Source organism: Flavobacterium sp. B167r, from assembly GCF_056824315.1.
On record NZ_CP124859.1, the window covers coordinates 694,328 to 720,058 of the forward strand.

A 25,731-nucleotide genomic window follows, 5' to 3' on the forward strand; every position below is an offset into this window, starting at 1 on the left:
ATTACTACTATTTTTCATTCACTCCAAATATTTTAAGACATCATTTTAATTTAATTTTAAATCTTTCTTCGAATCTCAAAAATGAAATTGATTTTCAACATCTTATTCAAAAATTAAAATGACATCTTTTTATTTAATTTCTTGACAAAGCTCCACCAAAACGCCATTTGTGTTCTTCGGATGCAGAAAAACGACCAATTTATTGTCGGCTCCTTTCTTCGGAACTTCGTTAATCAAAACAAAACCTTCATTTTTTAGACGGATAATTTCAGCTTCGATATCATCAACGTCAAAAGCGATGTGATGAATTCCTTCTCCTTTTTTCTCCAGAAATTTAGCAATCGGACTCTCAGGATTTGTCGCCACCAAAAGCTCGATTTTGTTATTTCCAGTTTGAAAGAAAGAAGTTAAAACGCCTTCGCTTTCAACAGCTTCCATTTTATAAGACGGAACACCAAGCATTTTTTCGAACAAAACATTAGCATCATCCATGTTTTTTACTGCAATTCCGATATGTTCTATTTTATTTACCATCTTGCCAAAATTATTGATTCAAATATGTATTAAAATAACCGCACTCAGCAATTACATCCTGATAATATTTCGTATCCGAATAGTTTTTTCTTAAAGCTTTGAATGAGTTCCAAGCAATAAAATTAACCTTATCATCTTGAATCTCCCAATAGCTTCTTATGTTATTGTATTTTTTATTGTAATAATCATTTCGTTCGCATTTCGAAATTAGATACAAACATTTTGCTTTTTGCTCTTTGTTCGAAGCTGCTTCAAAAGCTTTTTGGTAATACATTTTAGAAACCGAATTATTCGTAATCATGTCTTTCATCGAATCTCTAAATGAATATGGACTTGATCCATAGCCTACAATGCTTATTTCGTAAAAAGTTCTTCCGTTTCCAAAATGAGAAATATTGTAAAATGCATTTCCTAACAAAAGGCTGTTAGTGTAAACATCTTCTTTTTGAGCCAATTTATCTTGCATAGATTTTATTGTCGTCAAGAAATCCATGTAAGTATATTTTTTCTTCTGATATGCAGCGTGCTCACAATCATGGCAATCTTTTATATTTCCGTTAAACGGATTTCCTAAGAATTTAACGTGCTGAACAGAATCTGTTTGTTGCATAAAAGCAATTGCTTCAGGAATTTTGTTTTTGAAAGTTGCCTGAACTGCTTGAAAATTATTAATATCCTTCAGTTTCAAACTATAAATTCCAGCACCAGCTTTCTCAATTTCTGATTTATTAGATTTTTCTAAGAACGATTTTATCGCCAACAAATTCTTTTCATTATCATAATACGCATTTCCATCATTCCAATAGCTATAACGTGATTCACCATAAATTTCAGCCATCACAAAATTGCCGCTTTCTTTATATAAATTTGACAAATAACTTCTGCTCCACGAAGAAGCATTCTGATAGCGAAATTCCTGTCCTCTATAATTTTTAGGAAGCTCATAATACAGCCAGTTCAAATCAGCTATAATTGTTTTTTCATTTCTATCAGTCAGCTTATCGATCTTGCTTAAGTTATTTACAAAACGCAATAATCGAAGTTGCATTCCCGCCAATTCTGTTTTAGGAAGTGTTTTTTCTGCTTTAGTATAATTCTTATCCGCATTGGCATAATCGCCTTTTAACGTTTGAAGATATCCAAGAGCAACATCCCATAAATAGGGTTTATCAGTATTTCCTGCAGCAGAAATTTTCGCAATTAAATCAACAGCGCTATTGTCAACTTTAGCTTTATTTTCTGTTTTATTTTCAGCAACAGTCTGCGGTTTAGGTTTCTGATTTTCTCCTCGCACGTCTACTTGAAACGAATTGTTTATTTTTTGTTCTAGCGAATTCACCAATCTCGTTCCTAAATAATTCAAATGTTCGCTTTTCGGATCTAATTCATAGATTTTTTCAATGGCCTGTTTTTCATCTTTATAATATCCGTGAATTGCCCACAGCGCCGCTTTTTCTTTATTGTTTTTAGCTAATGCCAAAGCCTTAGTCCAATCTGACTCGTTTTTTGGTTTAAAACTATAAGCCGTTACAACACGTAATTCTGGACATTTATCAAAAACTTGCGCATATAAATAATTTGAAGTCGCAAATTTTTTCTGCTTATAATTAATTCCAGCCACGTAAGCCAAAGCACGATAGTACAACGTATTTTTAGGAACAGAACTTTCTGTTTTATTAAAAAAGTCAATTGCTTTTTGTTTGTCATTACTATAAAAACGTGCTTTCATAGTCAAGAACCAATATCTGTTTTTCAAAAACGGATCTGACAACGTATTGTAAACATTCTCTATCGACTGAATCATTTTGGCATCATTGAAGGTTTTTGCCACAACAGGATCGTAGCTCCAATAATCTTCCCCGATAGAAACGGTTTCTATTTTCTGAGCTAAATACAGAAATTCGACAAAGTTTTTCACTTTCTCATCTTTCAGATTAAGCTTTTTGCTCCATTTCTGAGTGCTTTTATTTTCCTTTTTTGTTTTATAATAAAGATGCAAACCTTCAATTTCTTCTTTGTTTTTGATGGCATTTTTATCATCAGAATAATATCTTGGCTTTTCGTCTCCAATCAAAAAATAATTCACCGTAGTTGTGTCGGCTTTTCCTTGAAGATAATCTGCCCAATCTGATTTTATATTTTTATTAAAACGAGAATTATGTTGCGTATCAAAACCAATTCCGTAGAAAATTCCACCCGATAAAAACAAAGGCGAATACGATTTATCAGCAAAAGTTTCTGGAGTAAAATTTGAATTGTAGCCAAAGAAATCCCAGTCGTCTCCTCCGGCACAGGCGTATATAATTCCGAATGCAGAAAGCAAAACGGCACTAGAAGCAAGAAATAATCTGCTTAAAAGTATTTTTTTCATAATTGTTTAAATTGAATTCGTCTAAATCGTAAAATATAATTTCGTTTGGCTTTTCGACAAGATTATCTTGCAAATCTTCTGCCATTTCTTTTAAATCTTCTTGCTTTATTTCTTCTATTTTCAAGAGATCATTTTCTTCATAAAAAACGCCATTTTTATAATTGGATTGTTTTACTCTGAAAAAAATCGGACTTGTTTTTTCGAAATTGGAATCTTTCTCTAGTTCTCTACTATTGATTTTAGAACGAAGTCCGATCACTTTATTATTTCTGATATGAACTCCCCACGAATAAATTGGAAAAGCAAAATCAAGGTGCAGCGGATATCTTTTTAAACTTTTAAGATATCGTTCTGCTACTTTTTTATCATAAATAGAATTTAACGAATCTGGCGCAATCGATCCCATATTGTAATACATCAAAACTCCAGAATCGACATTTGGGATTTTTGTTTTTTTGAAATATTTCACCTGATGCAATCGAATTGTTGCGGAAAGTTTCTTCTTCGAAAGTTTTTTAAAAACCTCTATAAATTTCAAATAATTCCCTTTGCTTTTTAGCGTCCAGTCGCAATCAATTTGAATTTCCTGACACGCAATTTTATTTTTAGAATTAATCTGCTCTATAAAACCAAAAGTTTTTTGAGCCAGATCGTTTATATCCAAATTAGATTGTAGCATGACTTTGTTCTGAATAAAAACAACTGGAACAATAGCATATTCTTTCGGATTTTCTTCAAAACGAACAGGACTGATGGGAATCGGAAAATTTGTTTCCGGATGAAGTCCAATGTCAAAATACCTCACATACAATTTCTGAACATTGTTTTCTTTCAATGTTTCTTTTTCTTTTTCAGAAAACTTAAACATTGTTTTCCAGTAATAAAAGGAGATAACAGGTTTTTCGCTTTTAGTGCATGAAAACATTAAAAAGAGAAACAAAACTGGGAGAAATCGCTTGAACAAAACTTAGAAAAATTACATATTAATTCAAAAGTAAGAAATTATAGCATTTTAAACACTAAAATTTTTGAAGATTTCTAAAATGCCAAATCCTAATAAATGGCTAAAAAATTTCAATTAAAGCAAATATAATCGTTATTTTGTGCAATCAAATTGAAAAAACATTATGTTGAAAAACACTCTAAAATATATTGCATTTATAATTTTAATATCAATGATAAGCTGCGCCAAAAGAGGCAGTATTACCGGCGGTTTAAAAGATACTTTGGCTCCTGTTTTGGTTGGAAGTATTCCAAAAAATTATACTACAGATTTTAAAGGAAATACTATTACTTTATATTTTGATGAATATATCAAACTTAAAAACACAAACAAACAGCTGATTATTTCTCCTCCTTTAAAAAATGAGCCATTAATCACGCCTCAGACTGTCAGCAAATTCATAAAAATTGAACTTCGAGATACTTTACAGCCAAACACGACATATAGTTTTAATTTTGGGCAAGCGATTACAGACAACAACGAGGGAAATGCTTTGAATCAGTTCAAATATATTTTCTCAACAGGATCGCACATTGATTCGCTTAAATTGAATGGAAGAATTAAAGATTCTTACGGGAAATATGTAGAAAATTTCGTTTCTGTAATGCTGTACGAAGTAAATGATAAATTTAAAGATTCTACCATTTACAAAGAATTTCCGCGTTATATCACTAATACTTTGGATAGTATGAGAACTTTTCAGTTTGAAAATCTAAAAGAAGGAAAGTATCTTTTGGTGGCGCTGAAAGACAAGGGATCAAACAATAAATTTAATCCGAAAGATGATAAAATCGGATTTTTGAAAAACTATATCACAATTCCTTCTGACACTGTTTATGAGTTAGAATTATTTAAAGAAACGTTGCCTTTAAAAACCTTCAAACCTATTCAGGCTTCTGGAAACCGTTTGTATCTTCCGTATGAAGGGAAACAGAATTTCAAGAATTCAATACCAAAAGTTGTACTTAAAAACGGTAATGAAATTTTGGAAACGATTATAACGCAATTTCCTAAAAAAGATTCGCTACAAGTTTGGTACAAACCAGTAAAAGCTGATTCGCTATCGATGGATGTTGAAAAAGGAAGTTACAACAAAAAGTTTTCTTTCAAAATTAAAGCCTTGAAAAAAGACACATTAAACATTAAAGCGGTACAAAATGGCCAGATTAATTTTAGAGATCGTTTTACATTGGAAACAGAAACTCCATTAGTAAAATTTGACAATTCTAAAATCAAATTGGTTAATAAAGATTCTGTTGCCGTTCCTTACACAACAGAATACGACGAATTTGACCAAAAACTTTATTTTGATTTCAAAAAAGAGCCTTTAGAAAAATATAGTTTCACTTTCTTGCCAGGCGCTTTGACTGATTTTTATGAAAAATCAAACGATACTTTATCATACAAACTCAGCACTAAAGAGTTTGCCGATTATGGAAATATTATATTGACGCTGAAAAATGTAAAACGCTTCCCTATAATTGTCGAATTGACCAATAAAAAAGGAGATGTGGTTTTGGCTGAAGGATATTCTGAAGGGGCAACTACATTAGAATTTAATTTACTGCAACCCGACGTTTTTACAGTTCGTGTTATTTACGATGACAATAAGAACAAAAAGTATGATACTGGTAATTTCTTAGAAAGAAAATATGCCGAAGAAGTATTTTACAATCAAGAAGAATTTGATGTTCGTGCCAATTGGGATCGAAACGAGACAATTGACTTGAGTATTCCATTTAATCCAGAAGTTGAGAAAAAACAGGACGATAAAAAGAAAAAAGAAGCAGAAAAGAAACGAAAAGCGTTTTAAAGCTTGATTTCAAACTGATCTCTATCGCTTAAAAAGTCTAATTTTTTACGCGTTTCATACATGGTGTTTTTGTCTAATTCAATGACAAAGACACCATTTTTTTCTTGTGGTTCTAATATATAATTGCCTAAGAAATCTATCGCTTGCGAATGGCCGATATGTTCATAATCGTGCGCATCGTTTCCAATTCTATTTACCCCAACGACATAAGAAAGATTTTCTATGGCGCGAGCTTTTAGCAAAGCATCCCAAGCGTTGGTGCGTACTTTTGGCCAATTGGCAACATACAAAATAAGGTCGTAATTTTCTACATTTCGCGCAAAAACTGGAAATCTCAAATCGTAACAAATCTGAAGACATATTTTCCAATCTAAGTATTCGACTATTACTTTTTGATTTCCGCGCGTATAAACCTTGTCTTCGCCAGCTAGAGAAAAGGAATGCCGTTTATCATAATATTGAATTTCGCCTGACGGAAAAACAAAAATCATTCGATTGTAATATTTCTCGTTTTCTGTAATGACAACGCTTCCTGTAATCCCAGCATTTTTTTGTTTTGCTTTCAATTTCATCCATTCAACCGTTTCTCCTTCCATTGTTTCGGCAATCTCAGAAGCATTCATTGTAAATCCGGTCGAAAACATTTCAGGAAGCACAATTAGATTTACTTCCGACTGAATTTCATTGATTTTTGAATCAAAGTTTTCTCGGTTTTTGCTGGCATTCTGCCAAAAAAGATCGGTTTGAATTAAAGCTATTTTCATTTTTAATAGTATGAGAGTCGAAAAAAGTTTGAAGTTAGATTATAACCAAACTTGGAACAGCACTTTTATATGGCTGTAATTTTTCATGAGTTGGCTCTTGTTCGGTAATTACATAATTTAGCTCAGACAAACTCGCAATTTTCATTTTAAGAACGGTATTTAACTTTTCAGTAATGGTTAAAACAGCTGTCTTTTTTGAAGCCTGAATCATTGCTTTTTTTACCTGAACGGTTTCCCAATCAGAATCAGAATAACCGCCATCTACGTCTAGGGCATTTGTTCCTAAAACCAAAAGATCAGCTTTTATATTCGCCAATTGATGAAAAGCTTCTCCGCTCACACACATTTGACTGTAAGAAGAAATACTTCCTCCGATCATAATCGTTTTAATATTTGGTTTATCTAAAAGTTGAACGGCTGTTAAAGCAGTAATCGTAAAAACCGTAAGATTAAGATCGTTTGGAATCAGTCGGATAAATTCTCGAATAGTAGTTCCTCCATCAACGATTAAAACCATTCCGTCATGAAGAAGTCCAACGGCTTTTTCTGCAATAACTTGTTTCGCTTCGACAGCATAAGTTTGGTTAGAGGAAGAATAGTGATACCCTTTGGTCATGGCTCCGCCTTTCACTTTAATTAAAAGCAAATCTGCGTCCAATTCGTTAATATCACGGCGAACAGTGTCTTCGGAAACACCAAGTTTAGCCGAAAGAGTTTCAAAACTCACACGCGTATGCAAGTTGATCTCTTTTAGAATATGATTTTTACGTTCTTCTTTGCTGTAATTTAAAACTTCATTTTCAGTGCTCATGCCAATTGATTTTTACTATTTACAAAAATAAGAATTTAAATGTAGTCCGCGAAGCCGTTAAACCTTAAAAAAGGATTTCACAAACTGATTGTACTTGTTTAAAGAAACAATGAAAGACAAAACAACTTTCAGACAGCTACAACTGAAACCAACAAAAAAACGCATCCAAATTAATGAATGCGTTTTTTCAAATATACTAAATTGTGTATTATCCTTTTAAGCTTGCCGCTAAATACTCACGGTTCATACGTGCGATATTTTCAAGCGAGATTCCTTTTGGACATTCAATTTCGCAAGCTCCTGTATTTGTACAGTTTCCGAAACCTTCTAAATCCATTTGGTGAACCATGTGTAAAACACGGTCAGTTGCTTCAACTTTACCTTGAGGCAATAATGCATATTGAGAAACTTTTGCAGAAACGAATAACATTGCTGAAGAGTTTTTACAAGTTGCAACACAAGCTCCACAACCAATACAAGCAGCAGCATCAAATGATTTATCTGCGTCGTCTTTGTTGATCGGAATTGTATTTGCATCAATTGTATTTCCTGAAGTATTTACAGAAACAAATCCTCCTGCATGCTGAATTCTTTCAAAAGAACTTCTGTCAACAACTAAATCTTTAATTACAGGAAAAGCTTTTGCTCTAAATGGCTCGATAAAAATCGTATCACCATCTTTAAACATACGCATGTGTAACTGACAAGTTGTAACTCCTCTGTCTGGTCCGTGTGCTTCTCCGTTGATGAACAAAGAACACATTCCGCAGATTCCCTCACGACAATCGTGGTCAAATGCAACTGGCTCTTCTCCTTTGTTGATTAATTGTTCGTTAAGAACATCAAGCATTTCAAGGAAAGACATGTCTGGTTCAATTCCATCGATAGGATATTCTACAATCCCTCCTTTATCTTGAGCGTTTTTTTGACGCCATATTTTTAATGTAAGTTTCATAACCTTTTTCGTTTGAAAGTCATAAAGTCGAAAGTCGAAAGTCGCTTGGCACATTTTGCCTTTTGACTTTAAGACTTTGGCTTTCGACCAAATTCTTATTTATAACTTCTTTGAACTAATTTAATGTTTTCGTAATTCAGAGGTTCTTTGTGTAATACTGCATCACTTGGTTTCCCTTTGTATTCCCAAGCTGCAACGTATGCAAAGTTTTCGTCATCACGAAGTGCTTCTCCTTCTTCTGTTTGGTACTCCTCACGGAAGTGACCACCACAAGATTCGTTACGGTGTAAAGCATCTTTCGCGAACAATTCTCCTAATTCTAAGAAATCGGCAACACGAGTTGCTTTTTCTAATTCCTGATTAAATTCGTTAGCGCTTCCTGGCACTTTTACATCTTTATAAAACTCTTCACGTAAAGCAGCAATTTCTTCGATAGCTTCAGCTAAACCTTTAGCATTACGAGCCATACCTACTTTATTCCACATGATTTTTCCAAGTTTTTTGTGGAAGTAATCTACAGAATGTTTACCGTTATTATTGATAAATTTCTCAATTTGATCTTTTACCGCTTTTTCAGCTTCGATGAATTCTGGTAAATCTGTAGAAATTTCACCCATTTTAATATCTGGAGCTAAATAATCTCCGATAGTATAAGGTAATACGAAATATCCATCAGCCAAACCTTGCATTAAAGCAGAAGCTCCAAGTCTGTTTGCTCCGTGATCAGAGAAGTTAGATTCTCCAATTGAGAAACATCCAGGAATTGTAGTCATTAAGTTATAATCAACCCAAGTTCCACCCATTGTGTAGTGAACCGCAGGGTAAATCATCATTGGTGTTGTATAAGGATCCTCATCAACGATTTTGTAATACATTTGGAATAAGTTTCCGTATTTACTTTTCACGATTGCAGCTCCTAATTTAGTTACCAAAGCAGCATCTTTATCATCTAGACCTTTTACATAAGCATCTTCAGTTCCGTAACGTTTAATAGCCGCTGCGAAATCTAAGTAAACTGCTTCTCCGGTTTTGTTAACTCCAAAACCAGCATCACATCTTTCTTTAGCCGCACGAGACGCAACGTCACGAGGTACTAAGTTACCAAAAGCTGGATATCTTCTTTCTAAGAAATAATCTCTTTCTGCTTCAGACAAATCAGTTGCTTTTTTCTTTCCTTCACGAATAGCTTGCGCATCTTCTAATTTTGCAGGAACCCAAATACGACCATCATTACGTAACGACTCAGACATCAAAGTCAATTTTGACTGGTGATCTCCTGAAACCGGAATACAAGTTGGGTGAATTTGTGTATAACAAGGATTTGCGAAAAACGCTCCTTTTTTATGAATTTTCCAAGCTGCTGTTGCGTTACTTCCCATAGCATTTGTAGAAAGGAAAAACACGTTTCCGTATCCTCCAGAACCTACTACTACCGCGTGCGCAGAATGTCTTTCAATTTCTCCAGTGATTAAGTTACGAGCGATAATACCTCTCGCTTTTCCGTTCACGATTACAATGTCTAACATTTCATGACGGTTGTACATTTTTACTTTTCCACGACCAATCTGACGGTTCATTGCAGAATAAGCTCCTAACAATAACTGTTGTCCAGTTTGTCCTTGCGCGTAAAATGTACGAGAAACCAAAGTTCCTCCAAAAGAACGGTTATCTAATAATCCGCCATATTCACGAGCCAATGGTACCCCTTGAGCCACACATTGGTCAATAATATTACCAGAAACTTCAGCTAAACGGTAAACGTTTGCCTCACGAGCGCGGTAATCTCCTCCTTTTACAGTATCGTAAAATAATCTGTAAATAGAGTCACCATCACCTTTATAGTTTTTTGCCGCATTGATACCACCTTGTGCTGCAATAGAGTGCGCACGACGTGGTGAATCTTGGAAGCAAAATGCTTTTACGTTATATCCTAATTCTGCTAAAGTAGCCGCAGCCGAACCTCCAGCCAAACCTGTACCAACAACAATAATATCTAAATTACGTTTGTTAGCTGGGTTTACTAAATTAATATGATCTTTATAATTTGTCCATTTGTCCGCAATAGGACCATTTGGAATTTTTGAATCTAATGCCATTATAATTGATATTAATTATTGAAATGATGAAATAAAGCGATAATTACAAAAGCTGCTGGTACTACAACTGCAAACCAGTAACCAACTTTCGCCAAAAATCTAGAGTATTTGTTGTGCATCCCTACAGATTGAAGAGAAGATGCAAACCCGTGCCATAAATGGAATCCTAAAAGGACAAATGACACACAGTACAATGCCGTACGAATTGGATCATGAAATTTGTGAACTAACTCATCATAATACCTTGTAGCATCTGGCGCTGTACCTGCAATATATTTGTAGGTAACTTCAGGAAACCAGAAATCATAAAAGTGCAATCCTAAGAAAGCCAAAATAACCAATCCAGAAATAATCATATTTCTAGAACTCCAAGAAGCGTTTGCAGCTCCATTGTATTTAGCGTACGCAATTGGTCGTGCCGCGCTGTTTTGAGCCGTAAGAATAAATCCCATTACAAAGTGGAAAATTACTCCAAATGCCAAAACTGGCTGCATTACATACTGAATCAGCGGATTGTATCCCATAAAGTGAGAAGCTTCGTTAAAAACGTCTTTACTAATTATAGAAATAAAATTTAAGGAAACATGTAGCGCTAAAAACGTGATCAAGAATATTCCCGAAAGAGCCATAGCTACTTTCTTTAAGATGGAAGCATTCAATAGTGCAGATTGTGCCATAAGTGTTAAGTAGTTTGTTTTAAAAAATTACACAAAAATAATTCAATTACAAAAGAACTACAACCATTTCGCTGTTATTTATAATGATTTTAAAATAGCTTAATTCTACGTATTTTTACGTACAGAAATTGAGCTGCTAAAAAATAATTCACTATGAAGAACCTCAAAACCCTGCTTTTTAAGCTTTAACGAAAAATTAAGCCCTAAGTAGATTACCAAAAATTTATCATATTGTTATTTTATTCAAAGTTTTGATTTATTTTCTTCAAAAGTGTTCTTCGGCAGAAATTTAGTCTAAGTAAAAAATTGTCATTCCACAACATAGTTTTACCTTTAGCGGCTCAAAAAATAAAGAATGAAAACAGGAATTGATGCTATCTCATTTGATGTAGCAAACATACATTTACCCATAAAAACTTTGGCTGTTGCCAGAAATATTGAACCAGAAAAATTAGAAAAAGGTCTTGGATTGCTAAAAATGACCTTCCCAGACGTTCATCAAGACGCTGTTGTTTTTGGAGCAAACGCCTTAACAAAACTTATCACCGATAATAATATAAATCTAGACGAAATAAGCCGAATTTATGTTGGTACCGAAAGCAGCATTGACAGTTCGAAACCAATTGCTTCTTATTTAATTAGTCTAATGGAGCAAAAATTTGGCGAAGACACTTTGGCTGAATGCGATGTTGTAGATTTTACTTTTGCTTGTATTGGCGGTGTAGACGCGATGCAAAACTGTCTTGATTTTGTAAAATTGAATCCGACGAAAAAAGCAATTGTGGTTACTAGCGATTTTGCAAAATACGATTTAAATTCTGGTGGAGAATACACTCAAGGCGCTGGAGCGGTTGCAATGTTAATTTCTGCAAACCCTAAAATCATTGCTTTTGATGACAATTGGGCAACAAGCACAAAAGGTGTTTTCGATTTCTTTAAACCATACAGAACTATTTCTAAAGAAGAAATTAACAAAAACAGCAACAACGATTCTTGGTTTGACAACTTAGAAGCAGAAATCGAAATTCATAAAGATCAGCCGGTTTTTGATGGCCAGTATTCAAACCAATGTTACATGGATCGTACGCGTAATGCTTACTTTTCATTCAAGAAATTAAAAAATACAACCGAAACTTTATATAATACTTGGCATAGTATTGTAATGCACTTGCCATATTCTTTCCAAGGGCGACGAATGTTGTCTGAAATTTATGCTTTAGACAGTTCCGAAAAGATTATTGCTGATGATATTGCACCTGCTGATTATCAGACAAAAATTAAAGAAGTCGCAAAATCTGAAGATTACAAAACATTTGTAACGGAGAAATTGCAGCCTGCTGAATTAGCATCGTCTTTAATTGGAAACCTTTATACAGGTTCTATTTTCATGGGATTATTGTCGACTTTGGCTCATTTCTATGATACTAAAAAAGAAGTTGCCGGAACTAAATTCGGTTTCTTGGCTTACGGAAGCGGATCGAAATCAAAAGTTTTCGAAGGAACAATTCAACCAGAATGGCAATCGGCTGTAGCGAATGTGAAGCTTTTTGAAAATTTAGAAGAAAGCGTAGAAATTGATTTCAACACTTATGAAAGTCTTCATAAAAAAGAACAGAAAACAAGTTTAAGAACTCCGAAAAACGAATGGGTTTTAGAAAGAATCGAAAAAGAAATTCCTGTTTTAATTGGAGCTCGTTATTATAAATGGGTGGATTAATTAAAATTCCAATAAAAAAAATCCAAATTCCAAAACATAAAAAAACCGAAGCAATTATGCTTCGGTTTTTTTTTATTCTAATGAAATAGTTTGTCATCCTGAGCGAAGTCGAAGGACACAAGCAATTCCGCATGCTAAATCGTCAATCTGTGCAGAGCTACTGACGCGTCCTTCGACTTCGCTCAGGATGAAATACTTAACACATAAAAAACCTTTGCCAAAGTTTAAAATTTTGACAAAGGTGAGGTCAAATAATTTTAACGATTAAAAAGCATTCTCTAATTATCAAATTGTCACATTATCTAATTAAAATCAATCCTTCTTATGCTGTTCGGTATAATTTTGATTTCCTTTAATTCTGGTGTCTTCTGTATGCATTCCATTTGCCATTCCGAGCATGAAAGCGGTCATTATTAGAATTAATTTTCTTTTTAACCAATGAAGTCGTGGCTTAGATTGCTCTAAACCTTTTTTATGAGTTTGTTTATACATTTTAAAATGATAAATGATTAGACATTATGAATCATCTTATGCCATGAACTAGCATAATTGCTCAGAAAAAGAATTTTCTTAAGCTGTGTATAAACTTTCCGTGAAGTTGCTTGAAGTATTTATTTCATTTATAAAAACCGACCTCGCTATAAATAAATTTATATCTTGATAAGTCTTTTTAGAGATTTTCAGAATAACACGAATTTGAAAACTCAAAATTTCTTTTAAACTGAAACGTATTAAAAGAATAGGAAATAAAGTTTTTCCAGCTCTTTTAACTTGATTAAAAACATAAACTCGAAGATTTTTCAGATCTATTTCTTTCCTCGAAATAACAAAAGAGGACTGATAATATTCTGGAGAATTAGATTGAGCATACAAAACACCATCGCCCGCCATTACGACCAAAGCCACAAAAAGAGAAAGCAAGTATTTTAAATGGTTTTTCAAATCTATTTTAGTTTTATAAAATATTCCGCTACAATATTAATTCTTTGTTTTTAATTTCAATTACGTTTAAAATTTTTTCTTTTCCTGATCAAGCAACAATAATCCCAATCCTAAAACAAAAACTGCGCAACTCAACAGCATTAAAGCGCCATTTTTTAAAGCGAAAAAAGAAACCCCAACAGCAACCGCTCCAACAATAACCATCGAAGATTTTATGGTTTCCGTTTTTATAAAAACAAACGAATGCAGCGCCAAACCAAGAAATAGTAAAGACGGCCCAACCGCTATAAAAGGATAAAAAATCAATGGAGAATTAGTGATTTGCTGACTTAACGCCTCTTTTGCAATTTCGTTATCTCCATAACTTGACATTATAAAATCTATTGTACAAAGTCCGATATGCGCAATGACGCCTAAAGTTGTCAAGACAGAAGCAACCTTATTGGTTTTTGTTTTTGGAAAAACATCATTAAAAGACAACAAAAAACACGCGCCAATCAAGTTAAACCAATGTGCAAAATCTATTGAATCGCTAAAACTTGGCAGAAATTTTGAAAAGAATAAATAGCTGATTAGAAAAAATAGTAATCCGATTAAGCAACGGTGTTTTGTTTTCATCTTTCTTTCTTAAATTTTATTGTCTGGAAATCGTAAACTTATTATGGTTTAAAGTAAAACCAAGATTTTCATAAATAGCAACGTTTTCTATTCGCTTTTTTTTGTAATTCATCAATCATTTATCTTCTGAATCTTTTCCACGGTAGTTTTTATCAATAAAAAACTCTTGAATTCATCTTAACTTATATCAGTCAATTTTGAAATTTTTTCGCCCGAAAATTCAAAAACAGACTTTCCTTTCAAATTTAATTCGTCCCCTTTTTTCATTCCGTTTGGAAAATCCATTGCTAGAACCGCTTGATAATCGATTTCTATTTCTGTTTCAGATTCTAAATGATTGAAAGTTGTAATTGTTTGTGTTCGGCTTGAAAAATAATTTTTAGCTTGTTCAGCTTGTTCTTTAAATTCATTTATTCCTTTTAAAGACATATTTACTTCTCCATTGGCTACATTTTCAAAAACAACATTATCGCTAAAATCAGCAATCATTTTTTCAATATTGAATTGATTGTAACCTTCAATGTAATTTCCGATTATTTGTTCTCTTTCGATCATAATTTTAGTTTATAAGTTTCCATATACGGTAATATAATCAGCATATGCCAATTTATCGTTTAGCCATTTTATTGATTCAAAAAGAAATATTTTTTCTTTTTCATTATTCGGTTCAATGCTGCTTATTCTTTCCACAATTAATCTGCTGGTTTTATTATCGAAGAAGTTATGACCCGTTTTATCAAATTCATCTTCGCCGATTCCGTTCCAAGGATTTTTTATTGGAAAAACAGATTGAAATGCCTTCAAAATAATCTCAAAATCTTCTGATGAAATAAAAACATCGTTTCTTTTTTCGGTTTTATAAAACTCTCCTTCTGCATTTTCTGACCATAAAATAAAACCAATTTTTGAATCTGCATTATTACCTGTTGAAATCACAACTGGTTTCTGATTGATTCTTTCAATTGCTTTCGTTACATCGTAATTACAAATCTGATATTCCTTTCTTGCCGTTTCTTCTTCGCATTCTGTTATTTTACAGATTTCGGTAATATTCTCGTTATGAAAATCCTGTTCAGCAAGTGCAACATTCCCATTATTCTTTTTCAGCAATTCCATTGCCTTATTTAATGGAGCGGAAATCCTACTTCTTAGGATTTTTATATTTTCAGTATTCATTCATTTCAAAATAAACATTCAAAGTACCAAGATTACACAATTCTAAATTCAAAACCAATTCAATAGTCAGAAAAATTGTATTTTTACTTCTTGAAATATTTTTATAAATGTATCTCACAAGCAAAGTCTTGTTTTACACCAAAACTAAAAACGTAAAAGATTTTTAAATATCTTTGAACTATGAGCACAGCATTAAAACCAAGACACATTGGGCGAAACATAAGCCGAATTAGAGAACTGAGAGACATGAAGCAGGAAGCGCTTGCACAGGCAATAGGCACAAACCAGCAGGCTATTTCTATCATTGAAGGAAGCGAAACTGTGGATGAAGAAAAACTAAAGAAAATTGCGGATGCTTTGGGAGTTTCATCTGAAGCAATTAAGAATTTTTCTGAAGAAGCTGTTTTTAATATGATTGGAAATATCTACAATGATAATTCTTCTTCTGCAATTAATTTAGGATGTACTTTTAATCCTTTTGATAAACTTTTGGAAGTTATAGATAAAAATGAAAAACTTTACGAAAGATTGGTTGAAGCTGAAAAAGAAAAAGTGGCTCTTTTGGAGAAGTTACTTGATAAGAAATAGAAAATTATTTTTATAAAAGAAAAAACCGAAGCACTCTATTTGCTTCGGTTTTTTTATTGAAGATTTTTTAGCCAATCAACCCATTTTTTTTGAAGAACATTTAAATTTTCTGGAGTTGATTTCATCGAAACCGAACCAAAATTTTCTCCTGTTATTATTGTCAATAATCTATTAGCTCTTCCAGCAATTGTAAATAAATCATCATTTACTAGAAACCCATGCCCGTAGCTTTTTAAATCTCCACTTTCAATTCTTTCATATATGATTAAATCGGCGCTATTCACAAGACCAATTTCTTTTTTATTTGTAATTCTTTCTATTAATTGAGGAATTATCTTTTGGTAGTTAAATACTATCCAATATTCAGCATCAAATAAATAGGAATACTGCTGATTATTATCAATTTTATCTAAAATAAATTCTACTGTATAATTTCCGATCTCTTCTTTGCTACTCTTATAAACCCAATAGGATTTATTTTTTTGTTCATCAATTGCATTTTGGAATTTTTGAGAAATCTTTGGTTCTTTTGGAAACTTCAATTTTAAGACAGCTGTCTGCGCAAATGATATATTTGCGACAAATAATAATATAAGGAGATTTTTCATTCCCAATTAGTTTTAAATTATTATTAGCCAATATACAAAATCGTTTTAAAGATCTTTAATGTAAATCTGTAAAATTTGTGTGAAACGAAATCACCATTCTTTGTGGATTTCCTAGTGCGATTCTTCATTCCTCAGATGACAAAACATTGCGCTGATCCTTCGAATTCGTTCACGAAGACAAAACGAAACTTTGCGTCTTAACGTCTTCGTGGCAAAAACTCAAAACAAATAAGAAAACTTTAATAAATCAATTTCACACGATATATTTAAAATATGTAATTTTGAAATTCGAAGTTCAAAAACGAAATAATTATGAAATATCATCAAATAAACAGCGCTCTTTTTGTGAAGAACCGCAGAAAATTCATGGCAGAAATGAAACCTAATTCAGTTGCCGTGTTCAATTCAAATGACATTTACCCAATTAGTGCAGACAGTACTTTGCCTTTTGCGCAACACAGAGATATTTTTTATCTAAGTGGTGTAGACCAGGAAGAAAGTGTTTTGCTTTTGTTTCCAGATGCTCCTTATGAGCACCAGAGAGAAATTCTTTTCTTGAGAGAAACTAACGATCATATCGCAGTTTGGGAAGGTGAAAAATTGACTAAAGAACGTGCTTTTCAGGTTTCTGGAATTAGAACAGTTTATTGGTTGCAAGATTTTCATAAAGTTTTGAACGAAATGATGACGTATGCAGATACGATGTACATCAATACAAACGAACACTACCGCGCAACTGTTGAAACAGAAACTCGCGAAGCTCGTTTTGTAAAATGGTGGAAAGAGCGTTATCCTGCACACAACGTTGCAAAAAGCAACCCGATTTTACAAAGACTTCGTTCTGTAAAAGAAAGCGAAGAAATCGATTTGATTCAGCACGCTTGTGACATTACAGAGAAAGGTTTCCGCAGATTATTAGGATTCGTAAAACCAAATGTTACAGAATATGAAGTTGAAGCTGAATTGGTTCACGAATTTATCCGTAACCGTTCTAAAGGTTTTGCTTATACGCCAATTATTGCTTCTGGAAACAATGCAAATGTTTTACATTACATTGAAAACAATCAGCAATGTAAAGAAGGAGATTTGTTATTGCTAGATGTTGCCGCTGAATATGCAAATTATTCTAGTGACATGACAAGGACTATTCCAGTTTCAGGACGTTTTTCTGAGCGTCAAAAAGCGGTTTATAATGCCGTTTTAAGAGTTAAAAATGAAGCTACAAAAATGCTTGCGCCAGGAACACTTTGGAAACAATATCATATTGAAGTGGGTAAAATTATGACTTCTGAATTGCTTGGTTTGGGTTTATTGGACAAAGCTGATGTTCAGAACGAAAATCCAGAATGGCCTGCTTACAAAAAATATTTCATGCACGGAACTTCTCACCACATGGGACTTGACACGCACGATTACGGATTGCTTCACGAACCTATGAAAGCGAATATGGTTTTTACCGTTGAGCCAGGAATTTACATTCCAGCAGAAAAATTCGGAATCCGTTTGGAAGATAACGTTGTGGTTCAGGAAAAAGGAGAACCTTTCAACTTAATGCGCAACATTCCTGTTGAAGTAGATGAGATTGAAACTTTGATGAATGAGTAAATAAAAGAAAGCCCTTAATATGACTATTAAGGGCTTTCTTAATTTATAAATCGTTAATTATCCGATTTTTGAAATCTGAACGTCTAATTGGAATTTACCGTCAGCTTCGTTTCCGTTGATTAGTTCGAAAAGTTCTAACGCTCTTCTTGCGTTTTTCTCTTCTTCTCTTTGCTCAGCCACATACCACATCATAAAGTCTTCTGTAGCATAATCATTCTCAGCTCTACATTTTGCGATTACTTTATTGATTGCTTGAGTAACAGCAATTTCGTTTTGCAAAGCAATTTCAAATACTTCTCTAAAAGAAGCAAATTCTTGCTGTACTTCTGGAACAGATGGCGTAATTGCAATCCCTCCCATGTCTGTAATGAATTTGAAAATTTTTAGAAAGTGCTCTCTTTCTTCTTCAGCTTGCTTATACAAATATCCTGCTGTATTTGCAAAACCATTTCTATCCAACCATGCTGCCATAGCTAAATATTTGTTAGAAGCATCGCTTTCTAATTTCGCTTGTAAATTCAATATATTTTCTACGCCTTCAGTTAATGACGTGCTTGTTCTTAGTAAATCTTTCATAACATTAAGTTTTATAATGTAAAATTACAAAAACTTAAGCGAGTAGCCCTAAATGTCTGAAAATTTGGATTTAATCTAAGTAAGAATCTAAATAAGCTCAACATTTACCATGCTACAAAGCATAGAATGCAGATTTAGAGTAAATTTAGTTCCATTTAATAGTTCTCTAAGCTGGACTATTTCGCAGATAGTAAGATTTCTAGAAAAATTTCGTTTGGTAGTTTCAATTAACTGTGCATCAGATTGGTCAGACAAATCATAAAGCATATTAAGAATGTCAACACTATTGACTTTTCTTTGAAAAATCAAAAAATCTTGAACTTTATAACTTGACACCGTATCAACAAAATTGATGATTATACTATTGGTCAAATCACATTGGTAACTATATCCTTTTTCGGTTTCAAATAATACTTTGGTGGTCAAATCACTAACTAATGCCATTCTGATAAAATTATAACGATGCAAAAATATATAATTTAAGGCAAACAAACACGTAATTAAGACTAATTTAAAATAACAAACTTCATTTATATCTTTAAATATCTCATAAGAGCACCAAAAAATGTAACATTCTAAAGCAACATTCGACTAATTCTGAAACAAACCATTTAGAAATTATGCAGGCACACGAAATAGATTATCAGATTTTTGGAGAAGAAATGCAATATGTGGAAATAGAATTAGATCCGCAGGAAATTGTAATTGCCGAAGCTGGCAGTTTTATGATGATGGAGAACAACATCCAGATGGAAACCATATTTGGTGATGGTTCGCAGCAACAGGGATCAGGCATATTTGGCAAACTTTTAAATGCAGGTAAAAGAGTACTTACTGGCGAAAGTCTATTTATGACAGCATTTTTAAACCAAGGCAATACCAAAAGCAAAGTATCTTTTGCATCGCCTTATCCTGGAAAAATTCTTCCGATTGATTTAACGGAATTTCAAGGTAAATTTATCTGTCAAAAAAGTTCTTTTTTATGTGCTGCAAAAGGCGTTTCTGTTGGAATTGAATTTTCTCAGAAACTAGGACGTGGCTTATTTGGCGGTGAAGGGTTTATCATGCAGAAAATTGAAGGAGACGGAATGGCGTTTGTGCATTCTGGAGGAACAATGGCCAAAAAAGAATTGGCTCATGGCGAAGTTTTAAAAGTAGATACCGGATGTATTATTGGTTTTACCAAAGATGTCGATTATGATATTGAATTTATTGGCGGAATTAAGAATTCTATTTTCGGTGGAGAAGGATTATTTTATGCTACTTTAAAAGGTCCGGGAACGGTTTTCGTACAATCATTGCCTTTCTCAAGATTAGCAGATCGTATTATTGCATCGGCTCCAAGATCTGGCGGAAACAGCCGAGATGAAGGAAGTCTTCTTGGAGGATTGGGAAATCTTTTGGACGGCGATAATCGATTTTAAACAATAAGAACTGCTTTCAAAAATGGAGGCTGTTTTTTTTACATCATATAAGTAATATAAGTTCACTTAAATATTAAACTTGATCAATCAATATTTTTAACTCAAATGAACTTATATTTCTTATATGGTTTCTCAATTCCTACCTTTGCACTTTACATTTTAAAACATCATTTTGAAAAATATTCTTTATAAAAACACCAATATCTCTTTTACAGATTCAGGAAAAGGAAATACAATTGTTTTACTTCATGGATTTCTTGAAAACAAAAAAATGTGGTCAGAATATGTGGCTCTGTTTTCAGAAAAATATCGTGTTGTAACAATCGATTTATTGGGTCATGGCGAATCTGATTCTTTAGGCTATGTTCATAAAATGGAAGATAATGCCGATGCTGTAAATTCAGTTTTGGAAGATTTAAAGATTGAAAAAGCTATAATTGTCGGACATTCTATGGGCGGTTATGTTGGTTTGGCTTTCGCCGAATTATACCCAGACAAAATCCAGAAATTAGTTTTACTGAATTCAACTGCTAAAGAAGACAGCGAAGAGAGAAAACTAAACAGAACTCGCGCCATAAAAGCTGTAAAACAAAATTATGTGAGTTTTGTAAGTTTAGCAATTGCCAATTTATTCAGCGAAAACAACAGAACGCGATTGGCAGAAGAAATTGAAAAAGTAAAAACGGAAGCTTTAAAAACACCTTTACAGGGAATCATTGCTTCACAAGAAGGAATGAAAATTAGAAAAGACCGAGAAGAATTGGTCCGCAAAAATTTATTCCCAATTTTATTGATTTTAGGAAAAAAAGATCCCGTTTTGAATTACGAAGAAAGCCTTTCGCAAATCGAAGATACAACAGCAGAATTGGTTTCTTTTGAAGACGGACATATGAGCCAAATTGAAAACAAAGAAGCTCTAAAAACTGTTTTATTAGATTTCTTCGAATAAAAAACGAAACTATCAAAGTCAAAAAAGGCCATTTCTAACCGAGGTTGAAACAGCCTTTTTCTCATTCTTGGGGGCAAATATCGTTATAACTTAGAAGTAATGTCTTTCTTGTATTTAGATAAAGTCGCTCTTGTTAAACCAAGATTTGCTTTAGTTGAATCTACCGCTAAGTAGATAAAATATCTTCCATCTTCAGAAACATCAATGATGTGAATCTGATCAGTAAGTGTAATTAAAATGTCATTAATTTTTTGACTTAATCCTAAAGCATTGATTGCATTTAATTTAGCTTTTACAACTTCTAAATTATAAGCTGAAGCTAATTCTGGATCAAAATCAGATTTTACTGTTAAAGAGCAGTAAGACATACCTGTTTCAACTTCTGTAACAGAAACAGCGATAAATCCGTTAACATTTTCTTTTAAATCGTTTTGGAAATTTTGTAAAAAATCAGACATGTGTATTAAAATATTTGGTTTTAAATTAGTTGTTAAAAACAGAATCCATTCTTCTCAGCAATAGCCCCATTTTACTTAAATCTTTAGAAAGCAACGCGATGCAATCATCATCTTGATTTTTGCACGCTACAACAATTCCGTCGTTGTTTTTGATCATAACTTGTTTTAGATCGCCATTGTTAACATCTTCAGACATTTCAAGGCACATCTTTAAAATCATTCCAATCATTGCAGCAACATTCCCGTCGTATTCTAAATTTACAGACTCGTTTAAGATGCCATCAATATTAAAACTTAGTCCAGACTCTGCGCCAGTCTCTTGCACTAGTGCTTGTAAATCAATCATATTCTTATTTTTGTCATGTTTTGGAAGCGCCAAAGATATTTTTAATAATGGTAATTGCGCGATAAACACTTGTTAAAAAAAGATGCAGTATAACGTACTGAAGCACTTTTGTTTATCACTTAATTATTGCTGTTTTTTTGCAAAAAATATGCAAAAAAAATTAACATAAAAAACAAATAACACTAAAAACATAACATTTTGCTTAACAAAACTCATTTCTAAAATTAACATTTGAAGATTGTTGTATTTGACAAAAGTTTTTCTATAGTTTTGCAAAAAAAAATATTAAAATGAAAACTGTTGACGAATTACGCTTTGACTTAAATGTCAAGCTGGAGAAGTTTAGAAGATTTCGTATTGAAAACGGACACATTAACAACACGACTTCAGAAGAAAAATCTAAAAAGGGTTTCTTCAAAAAAATATTCAGCTAAAAGCATCTGAAATTTGCCGAACTTGTCTTGCACAAGTTCGGCTTTTTACTGATTATCTGACACTTAACTTCACGAAGAAATCTTTAAACTGTTGCAATTACTTATTACTTTTCTATAACTGCAATTAGTCACAACCATCCTTTTCCTTGAGATTTTTCTTTAATTAACTAAAGGAAAATTTTAATCATTTTGGAAGACAAACCACTAAATGATCCATTCAATAATATAAATTCTGGTTGATTAGAGGCACCTCTTTAACTTGGACAAACCATAATTCTTTAAAGCAGAAATCTTTATTTTTTTTAGAGTTAAAAAAGATTTTGCCAAATTGTATACGCAAACAAATTATACTTTTTGTTTATCGATAGATTACAAAAAACATAAAAAATAGAAAAAAAATTAAACAAACTGATTTTGACCCAAACAATTGTTAGATTTAAATAATTCCAAAAGATTATAATTTAATCAAAAACAGACTTAAATTTTCTCTTCAAAAGGAATACTTACATCAAAAATTTCACTCAGTAAATTGGCAATTTCTTCTAAATAAGAATTTAATATTTGAGGCGTTACTATAATATCCAGATCCTTTTCTTCCTTAAAACCAAAAGGCAAAAAACCCGATTTTAAGTTTTTGAATGAAATAATCCCAACTTCTACCGGAAGGCCTCCAGCTTCTTTTTCAAACATAAAAGCATAGGCCAAAACCTGAATGATTTTATCATTTTTAAGCTCTTGTGTCAAGCCGTTCCATGTTTTCAATATAACATTAGCCTTTTCTACTTTTCCTGTCTTATAATCAATAATTCGAATTTTCCCATCGCGACGCTCGATACGGTCGACGTTTCCTTTTATCAAAACAGGAAATGGCAGTTTTGGATGTATAAACTCACGCTGATAAGTCTGTTCTAAAGCAATAATTTGAATCGCCTCGTTGTTCTTCACTGCCTCTAATTCCATTTTTAGGAAGTTTGAAACATTTCGTTTTGCGACTTCAAAAGCCAAAAGATTTCGTCCTTTCTTAATTTCTCCTTCTTTATAAACCAATTTAAACTGCTTAAGAACTTCGTCGTCAAGCAATTTAAAGCAATTTGAAAGATCATCCTCAGAAATGAATTTCCCAATAAAAGGTTCATAAAGCGCTTTTAATGTTTCGTGAATAATTGTCCCTAGAGTATTCAAAGCGATATTCTCTTCTACTTCTTCTACTTCACGAATTCTCAATATCTTCTGAAAATAAAACTCAATCGGATTTCGAATATAACTAGTCAATGCCGATGGAGAAAAACCATTAACAGCAATTTCCTTCAAGCGCTGCATTACCAATTCAGACTTCGGGACAGAAATAGCTTCGTAAGCTGTATTTGGAAGCTCCGGATTATAAATATCAAAAGTAATATTGTGCTTTAATTTCCTTTCGACTTCGAGCTGCGTAATAAAACGGCTTCGTTCTCCGGCATCCAAACCATCATTTTCAGTATTATAGATCAGATAGATATTTTTGGCTCTTTGCAATAAGTGATAAAAGTGATAGGTATAAATAGCATCTTTTTCCTTGAAAGTAGGAAGCCCAAGTTCTTTTTTGACATCATAAGGAATAAATGAATTCTGTGATTTTCCAGCTGGAAATTTTCCTTCATTCATAGAAGTTATGATCACGGTTTCAAAGTCCAAAACACGACTTTCTAAAACTCCCATGATCTGTAAACCACGTAAAGGCTCACCTTCAAAAGAAACTTCTGCCAAATCTATGATCTGTTTGTAAATCGAATGAAGCGTATCGATATTATCAATATGATGATGTTTCGAATAATAATTTATAAGCTTATTAATTACTTTAAAAACTCCATAAACAAACGCTTTAGCAATTTTTTCTTCTTCATTATCATTACTAAAATGTTCCTTAATTGCAATTAGTAAAGCCGAAATATTTTTTAAAACCGCAACAGACCCATTTTCCCATTTTTCAAATAACAAATTAAAAAAAATTGAAGGTTCAGGATGAAGTTCTAAAATTTTGTGATGCGTAATAAAAGTATAATTATTCTCTTTTATAATCCTTACCAATCTATGCGCATTCGCGTATGGCTCAACCAAAGGATGAGTTAAAATATCAAGCACGTCTTTGTAATAAAAGACATAACTGCCGCCTTTTCGGGAAAGCGCATTAGTATGCATTTTAAATAATTTGGCAACAAATATCTGCGACGGATTATTCTTTCCTGAATATCCCATCGTAATATTCAAAGCTCCAACAGACGAAGGAAGCGAATACAAAACTGGAACTAACAAATTCTCTTCGCCAAGCACAACTGCAACTTTATCCAATGATGCATCAGGATTTTGATCTATCAAATTCTCAATAATACTTCCCGCTAGTTTTGCCTGTCCAATTGTTTTTGGAGTTCCGATAATTTGAATGTTTTTCGACTGTGAAAAATCATCCACAATCCATTCAAAAACATTTGACTTATAATGTTTCCAGCTTTCTTTAAAACGCCTTAAAAAAAGTCCTGCATCATGATACGGATCATTCAGAAAACTTTGATCGGCATCCCAGTAAATTCTAGCCTGATCCAAAGCTAGCAAATGCTGTACTATTTTTTCTTCAGCTGCATTCAAAGCATTAAAACCCGCAAAAATAAAAGTGCGGTTTCCAGTAGTATTTGAAAAATGATTAAGATTATTTACCGCTTCTCTATAAATCAAACCTTGATAACCGATCGACTTGAACAGCAAATGATTATACAATGACTCATAGTATAATGGAAGCAACTTCCAGAAGTCAATATAATTCTCTAGAAGTTTAGTTTTTTGGTCCACTTCTAGTCCCCATCTTTTTATATCCTCAATATCTTTTAGATAAGAAAGAACATGAGAAGGATCCAAAAGATACCTATCAATTTCATTAAAGTCTTGAAGAAGGGTCTTTGCCCAATTTGCAAATAATTCAAAAGACTGCTGGTGTTTCTTTTCTGTAATAGATAAATAAACTTCGTAAAATTCAAACAAAAGCTCGATTGAATCAACCGACCGGATTGAGGCAACATTTTGAACAAAATCTTCTATACTTGTAATTTCTGGAGAAATAATAGTTTTTGAAGTCTCTTTTTTAAGAGCTTCAATCAAAAAAACTTTCGCCCTTTTATTAGGGAGAATTATAGTTATTTCAGAAAGTTTATCTGCAAAATCCTGAATTACAACGGAGGCAATTTTTTGAAGAAAAGAAGTATTTACCATAGGATAAAAATAAAAAAAGCCATTCA

Annotated in this window: 26 protein-coding genes; 7 read left to right on the top strand and 19 right to left on the bottom strand. The window is 32.8% G+C overall.

Annotated features, from left to right (window positions below; genetic code table 11):
• Positions 1-129 precede the first annotated feature (129 nt).
• Genes mce through QLQ96_RS03385 form a run of 3 tightly spaced genes read right to left on the bottom strand, consistent with a single transcriptional unit; the run spans position 130 to position 3,773 of the window.
• Entirely contained in the window at positions 130-534 is a 405-nt protein-coding gene (gene mce / locus QLQ96_RS03375; protein WP_290962919.1) for a methylmalonyl-CoA epimerase, read from the bottom strand.
• A gap of 10 nt (positions 535-544) precedes the next feature.
• A complete protein-coding gene (locus QLQ96_RS03380; protein WP_482494669.1) occupies positions 545-2,905 on the bottom strand; it encodes a hypothetical protein in 2,361 nt (786 codons plus the stop codon).
• Entirely contained in the window at positions 2,865-3,773 is a 909-nt protein-coding gene (locus QLQ96_RS03385) for a hypothetical protein (protein ID WP_482494670.1), read from the bottom strand. The genes QLQ96_RS03380 and QLQ96_RS03385 overlap by 41 nt, the downstream gene beginning before the upstream one ends.
• A 259-nt stretch (positions 3,774-4,032) precedes the next feature.
• Here QLQ96_RS03385 and QLQ96_RS03390 point away from each other — a divergent pair, with 259 nt between their 5' ends.
• The gene (locus tag QLQ96_RS03390) at positions 4,033-5,721 is read left to right on the top strand and encodes an Ig-like domain-containing domain (RefSeq protein ID WP_482494672.1); all 1,689 of its coding nucleotides are present in this window, start codon (positions 4,033-4,035) and stop codon (positions 5,719-5,721) included.
• Here QLQ96_RS03390 and QLQ96_RS03395 read toward each other — a convergent pair.
• The 5 genes from QLQ96_RS03395 to QLQ96_RS03415 form a co-directional block, all read right to left on the bottom strand.
• A complete protein-coding gene (locus QLQ96_RS03395; protein WP_482494674.1) occupies positions 5,718-6,485 on the bottom strand; it encodes an amidohydrolase in 768 nt (255 codons plus the stop codon). The two genes, QLQ96_RS03390 and QLQ96_RS03395, sit on opposite strands and share 4 nt — an antisense overlap.
• A gap of 34 nt (positions 6,486-6,519) precedes the next feature.
• On the bottom strand, positions 6,520-7,296 hold the full coding sequence (locus QLQ96_RS03400; RefSeq protein ID WP_482494675.1) for a DeoR/GlpR family DNA-binding transcription regulator: 777 nt from the start codon (positions 7,294-7,296) through the stop codon (positions 6,520-6,522).
• A gap of 208 nt (positions 7,297-7,504) precedes the next feature.
• Positions 7,505-8,251, bottom strand: a complete 747-nt coding sequence (locus tag QLQ96_RS03405; protein WP_482494676.1) for a succinate dehydrogenase/fumarate reductase iron-sulfur subunit — start codon at positions 8,249-8,251, stop codon at positions 7,505-7,507.
• 95 nt (positions 8,252-8,346) lie between these two features.
• The gene (locus QLQ96_RS03410) at positions 8,347-10,347 is read right to left on the bottom strand and encodes a fumarate reductase/succinate dehydrogenase flavoprotein subunit (protein WP_482494678.1); all 2,001 of its coding nucleotides are present in this window, start codon (positions 10,345-10,347) and stop codon (positions 8,347-8,349) included.
• Between the two features lie 11 nt (positions 10,348-10,358).
• The gene (locus QLQ96_RS03415) at positions 10,359-11,024 is read right to left on the bottom strand and encodes a succinate dehydrogenase cytochrome b subunit (protein WP_482494680.1); all 666 of its coding nucleotides are present in this window, start codon (positions 11,022-11,024) and stop codon (positions 10,359-10,361) included.
• A gap of 355 nt (positions 11,025-11,379) precedes the next feature.
• On the opposite strand from QLQ96_RS03415, the gene QLQ96_RS03420 reads away from it, so the two are divergent.
• Entirely contained in the window at positions 11,380-12,741 is a 1,362-nt protein-coding gene (locus QLQ96_RS03420) for a hydroxymethylglutaryl-CoA synthase family protein (protein WP_482494682.1), read from the top strand.
• A gap of 312 nt (positions 12,742-13,053) precedes the next feature.
• Here the strand turns inward: QLQ96_RS03420 and QLQ96_RS03425 are convergent, their stop codons facing one another.
• The 5 genes from QLQ96_RS03425 to QLQ96_RS03445 all read right to left on the bottom strand — a co-directional run bounded on the left by QLQ96_RS03425 (position 13,054) and on the right by QLQ96_RS03445 (position 15,477).
• Positions 13,054-13,233 carry a hypothetical protein gene (locus QLQ96_RS03425; protein ID WP_482494683.1) on the bottom strand — a complete coding sequence of 60 codons (180 nt, stop codon included), beginning with the start codon at positions 13,231-13,233 and terminating at the stop codon, positions 13,054-13,056.
• A 78-nt stretch (positions 13,234-13,311) separates the two neighbouring features.
• Positions 13,312-13,683: a hypothetical protein gene (locus QLQ96_RS03430; protein WP_482494685.1), complete on the bottom strand. Its 372-nt coding sequence runs from the start codon at positions 13,681-13,683 to the stop codon at positions 13,312-13,314.
• 66 nt (positions 13,684-13,749) lie between these two features.
• Positions 13,750-14,301 (bottom strand): hypothetical protein, encoded by a 552-nt coding sequence (locus tag QLQ96_RS03435; protein WP_482494687.1) that lies wholly within the window; start codon positions 14,299-14,301, stop codon positions 13,750-13,752.
• Between the two features lie 177 nt (positions 14,302-14,478).
• Positions 14,479-14,856, bottom strand: a complete 378-nt coding sequence (locus tag QLQ96_RS03440) for a nuclear transport factor 2-like protein (RefSeq protein WP_482494688.1) — start codon at positions 14,854-14,856, stop codon at positions 14,479-14,481.
• Between the two features lie 9 nt (positions 14,857-14,865).
• A complete protein-coding gene (locus QLQ96_RS03445) occupies positions 14,866-15,477 on the bottom strand; it encodes a hypothetical protein (protein ID WP_482494690.1) in 612 nt (203 codons plus the stop codon).
• A gap of 180 nt (positions 15,478-15,657) precedes the next feature.
• Between QLQ96_RS03445 and QLQ96_RS03450 the strand changes: the two genes are divergently transcribed.
• Positions 15,658-16,065, top strand: coding sequence for a helix-turn-helix domain-containing protein (locus tag QLQ96_RS03450; RefSeq protein WP_482494692.1), 408 nt, complete (start codon positions 15,658-15,660; stop codon positions 16,063-16,065).
• A gap of 53 nt (positions 16,066-16,118) precedes the next feature.
• On the opposite strand, the gene QLQ96_RS03455 is transcribed toward QLQ96_RS03450, so the two are convergent.
• Positions 16,119-16,679 (bottom strand): hypothetical protein, encoded by a 561-nt coding sequence (locus QLQ96_RS03455; protein ID WP_482494694.1) that lies wholly within the window; start codon positions 16,677-16,679, stop codon positions 16,119-16,121.
• Between the two features lie 306 nt (positions 16,680-16,985).
• Here QLQ96_RS03455 and QLQ96_RS03460 point away from each other — a divergent pair, with 306 nt between their 5' ends.
• Positions 16,986-18,278, top strand: a complete 1,293-nt coding sequence (locus QLQ96_RS03460; protein ID WP_482494696.1) for an aminopeptidase P family protein — start codon at positions 16,986-16,988, stop codon at positions 18,276-18,278.
• Between the two features lie 57 nt (positions 18,279-18,335).
• Here QLQ96_RS03460 and QLQ96_RS03465 read toward each other — a convergent pair whose 3' ends face one another.
• Both QLQ96_RS03465 and QLQ96_RS03470 read right to left on the bottom strand, forming a co-directional pair.
• Positions 18,336-18,854 (bottom strand): ferritin, encoded by a 519-nt coding sequence (locus QLQ96_RS03465; RefSeq protein WP_331139082.1) that lies wholly within the window; start codon positions 18,852-18,854, stop codon positions 18,336-18,338.
• An 87-nt stretch (positions 18,855-18,941) separates the two neighbouring features.
• On the bottom strand, positions 18,942-19,298 hold the full coding sequence (locus QLQ96_RS03470) for a hypothetical protein (RefSeq protein ID WP_482494698.1): 357 nt from the start codon (positions 19,296-19,298) through the stop codon (positions 18,942-18,944).
• A 176-nt stretch (positions 19,299-19,474) separates the two neighbouring features.
• On the opposite strand from QLQ96_RS03470, the gene QLQ96_RS03475 reads away from it, so the two are divergent.
• Together QLQ96_RS03475 and QLQ96_RS03480 are read left to right on the top strand one after the other, a co-directional pair.
• Positions 19,475-20,278: a TIGR00266 family protein gene (locus QLQ96_RS03475; RefSeq protein WP_482494700.1), complete on the top strand. Its 804-nt coding sequence runs from the start codon at positions 19,475-19,477 to the stop codon at positions 20,276-20,278.
• 172 nt (positions 20,279-20,450) lie between these two features.
• Positions 20,451-21,227 (top strand): alpha/beta fold hydrolase, encoded by a 777-nt coding sequence (locus QLQ96_RS03480; RefSeq protein WP_482494702.1) that lies wholly within the window; start codon positions 20,451-20,453, stop codon positions 21,225-21,227.
• Positions 21,228-21,310: 83 nt separating this feature from the next.
• Here QLQ96_RS03480 and QLQ96_RS03485 read toward each other — a convergent pair whose 3' ends face one another.
• Together QLQ96_RS03485 and QLQ96_RS03490 are read right to left on the bottom strand one after the other, a co-directional pair.
• Positions 21,311-21,685, bottom strand: a complete 375-nt coding sequence (locus tag QLQ96_RS03485) for a hypothetical protein (protein ID WP_482494704.1) — start codon at positions 21,683-21,685, stop codon at positions 21,311-21,313.
• Positions 21,686-21,710: 25 nt separating this feature from the next.
• Entirely contained in the window at positions 21,711-22,031 is a 321-nt protein-coding gene (locus QLQ96_RS03490; protein ID WP_482494706.1) for a roadblock/LC7 domain-containing protein, read from the bottom strand.
• Between the two features lie 290 nt (positions 22,032-22,321).
• On the opposite strand from QLQ96_RS03490, the gene QLQ96_RS03495 reads away from it, so the two are divergent.
• The gene (locus QLQ96_RS03495) at positions 22,322-22,465 is read left to right on the top strand and encodes a hypothetical protein (RefSeq protein ID WP_198855343.1); all 144 of its coding nucleotides are present in this window, start codon (positions 22,322-22,324) and stop codon (positions 22,463-22,465) included.
• A gap of 477 nt (positions 22,466-22,942) precedes the next feature.
• On the opposite strand, the gene QLQ96_RS03500 is transcribed toward QLQ96_RS03495, so the two are convergent.
• Positions 22,943-25,705 carry a PD-(D/E)XK nuclease family protein gene (locus tag QLQ96_RS03500; RefSeq protein ID WP_482494708.1) on the bottom strand — a complete coding sequence of 921 codons (2,763 nt, stop codon included), beginning with the start codon at positions 25,703-25,705 and terminating at the stop codon, positions 22,943-22,945.
• Between the last annotated feature and the right edge of the window lie 26 nt (positions 25,706-25,731).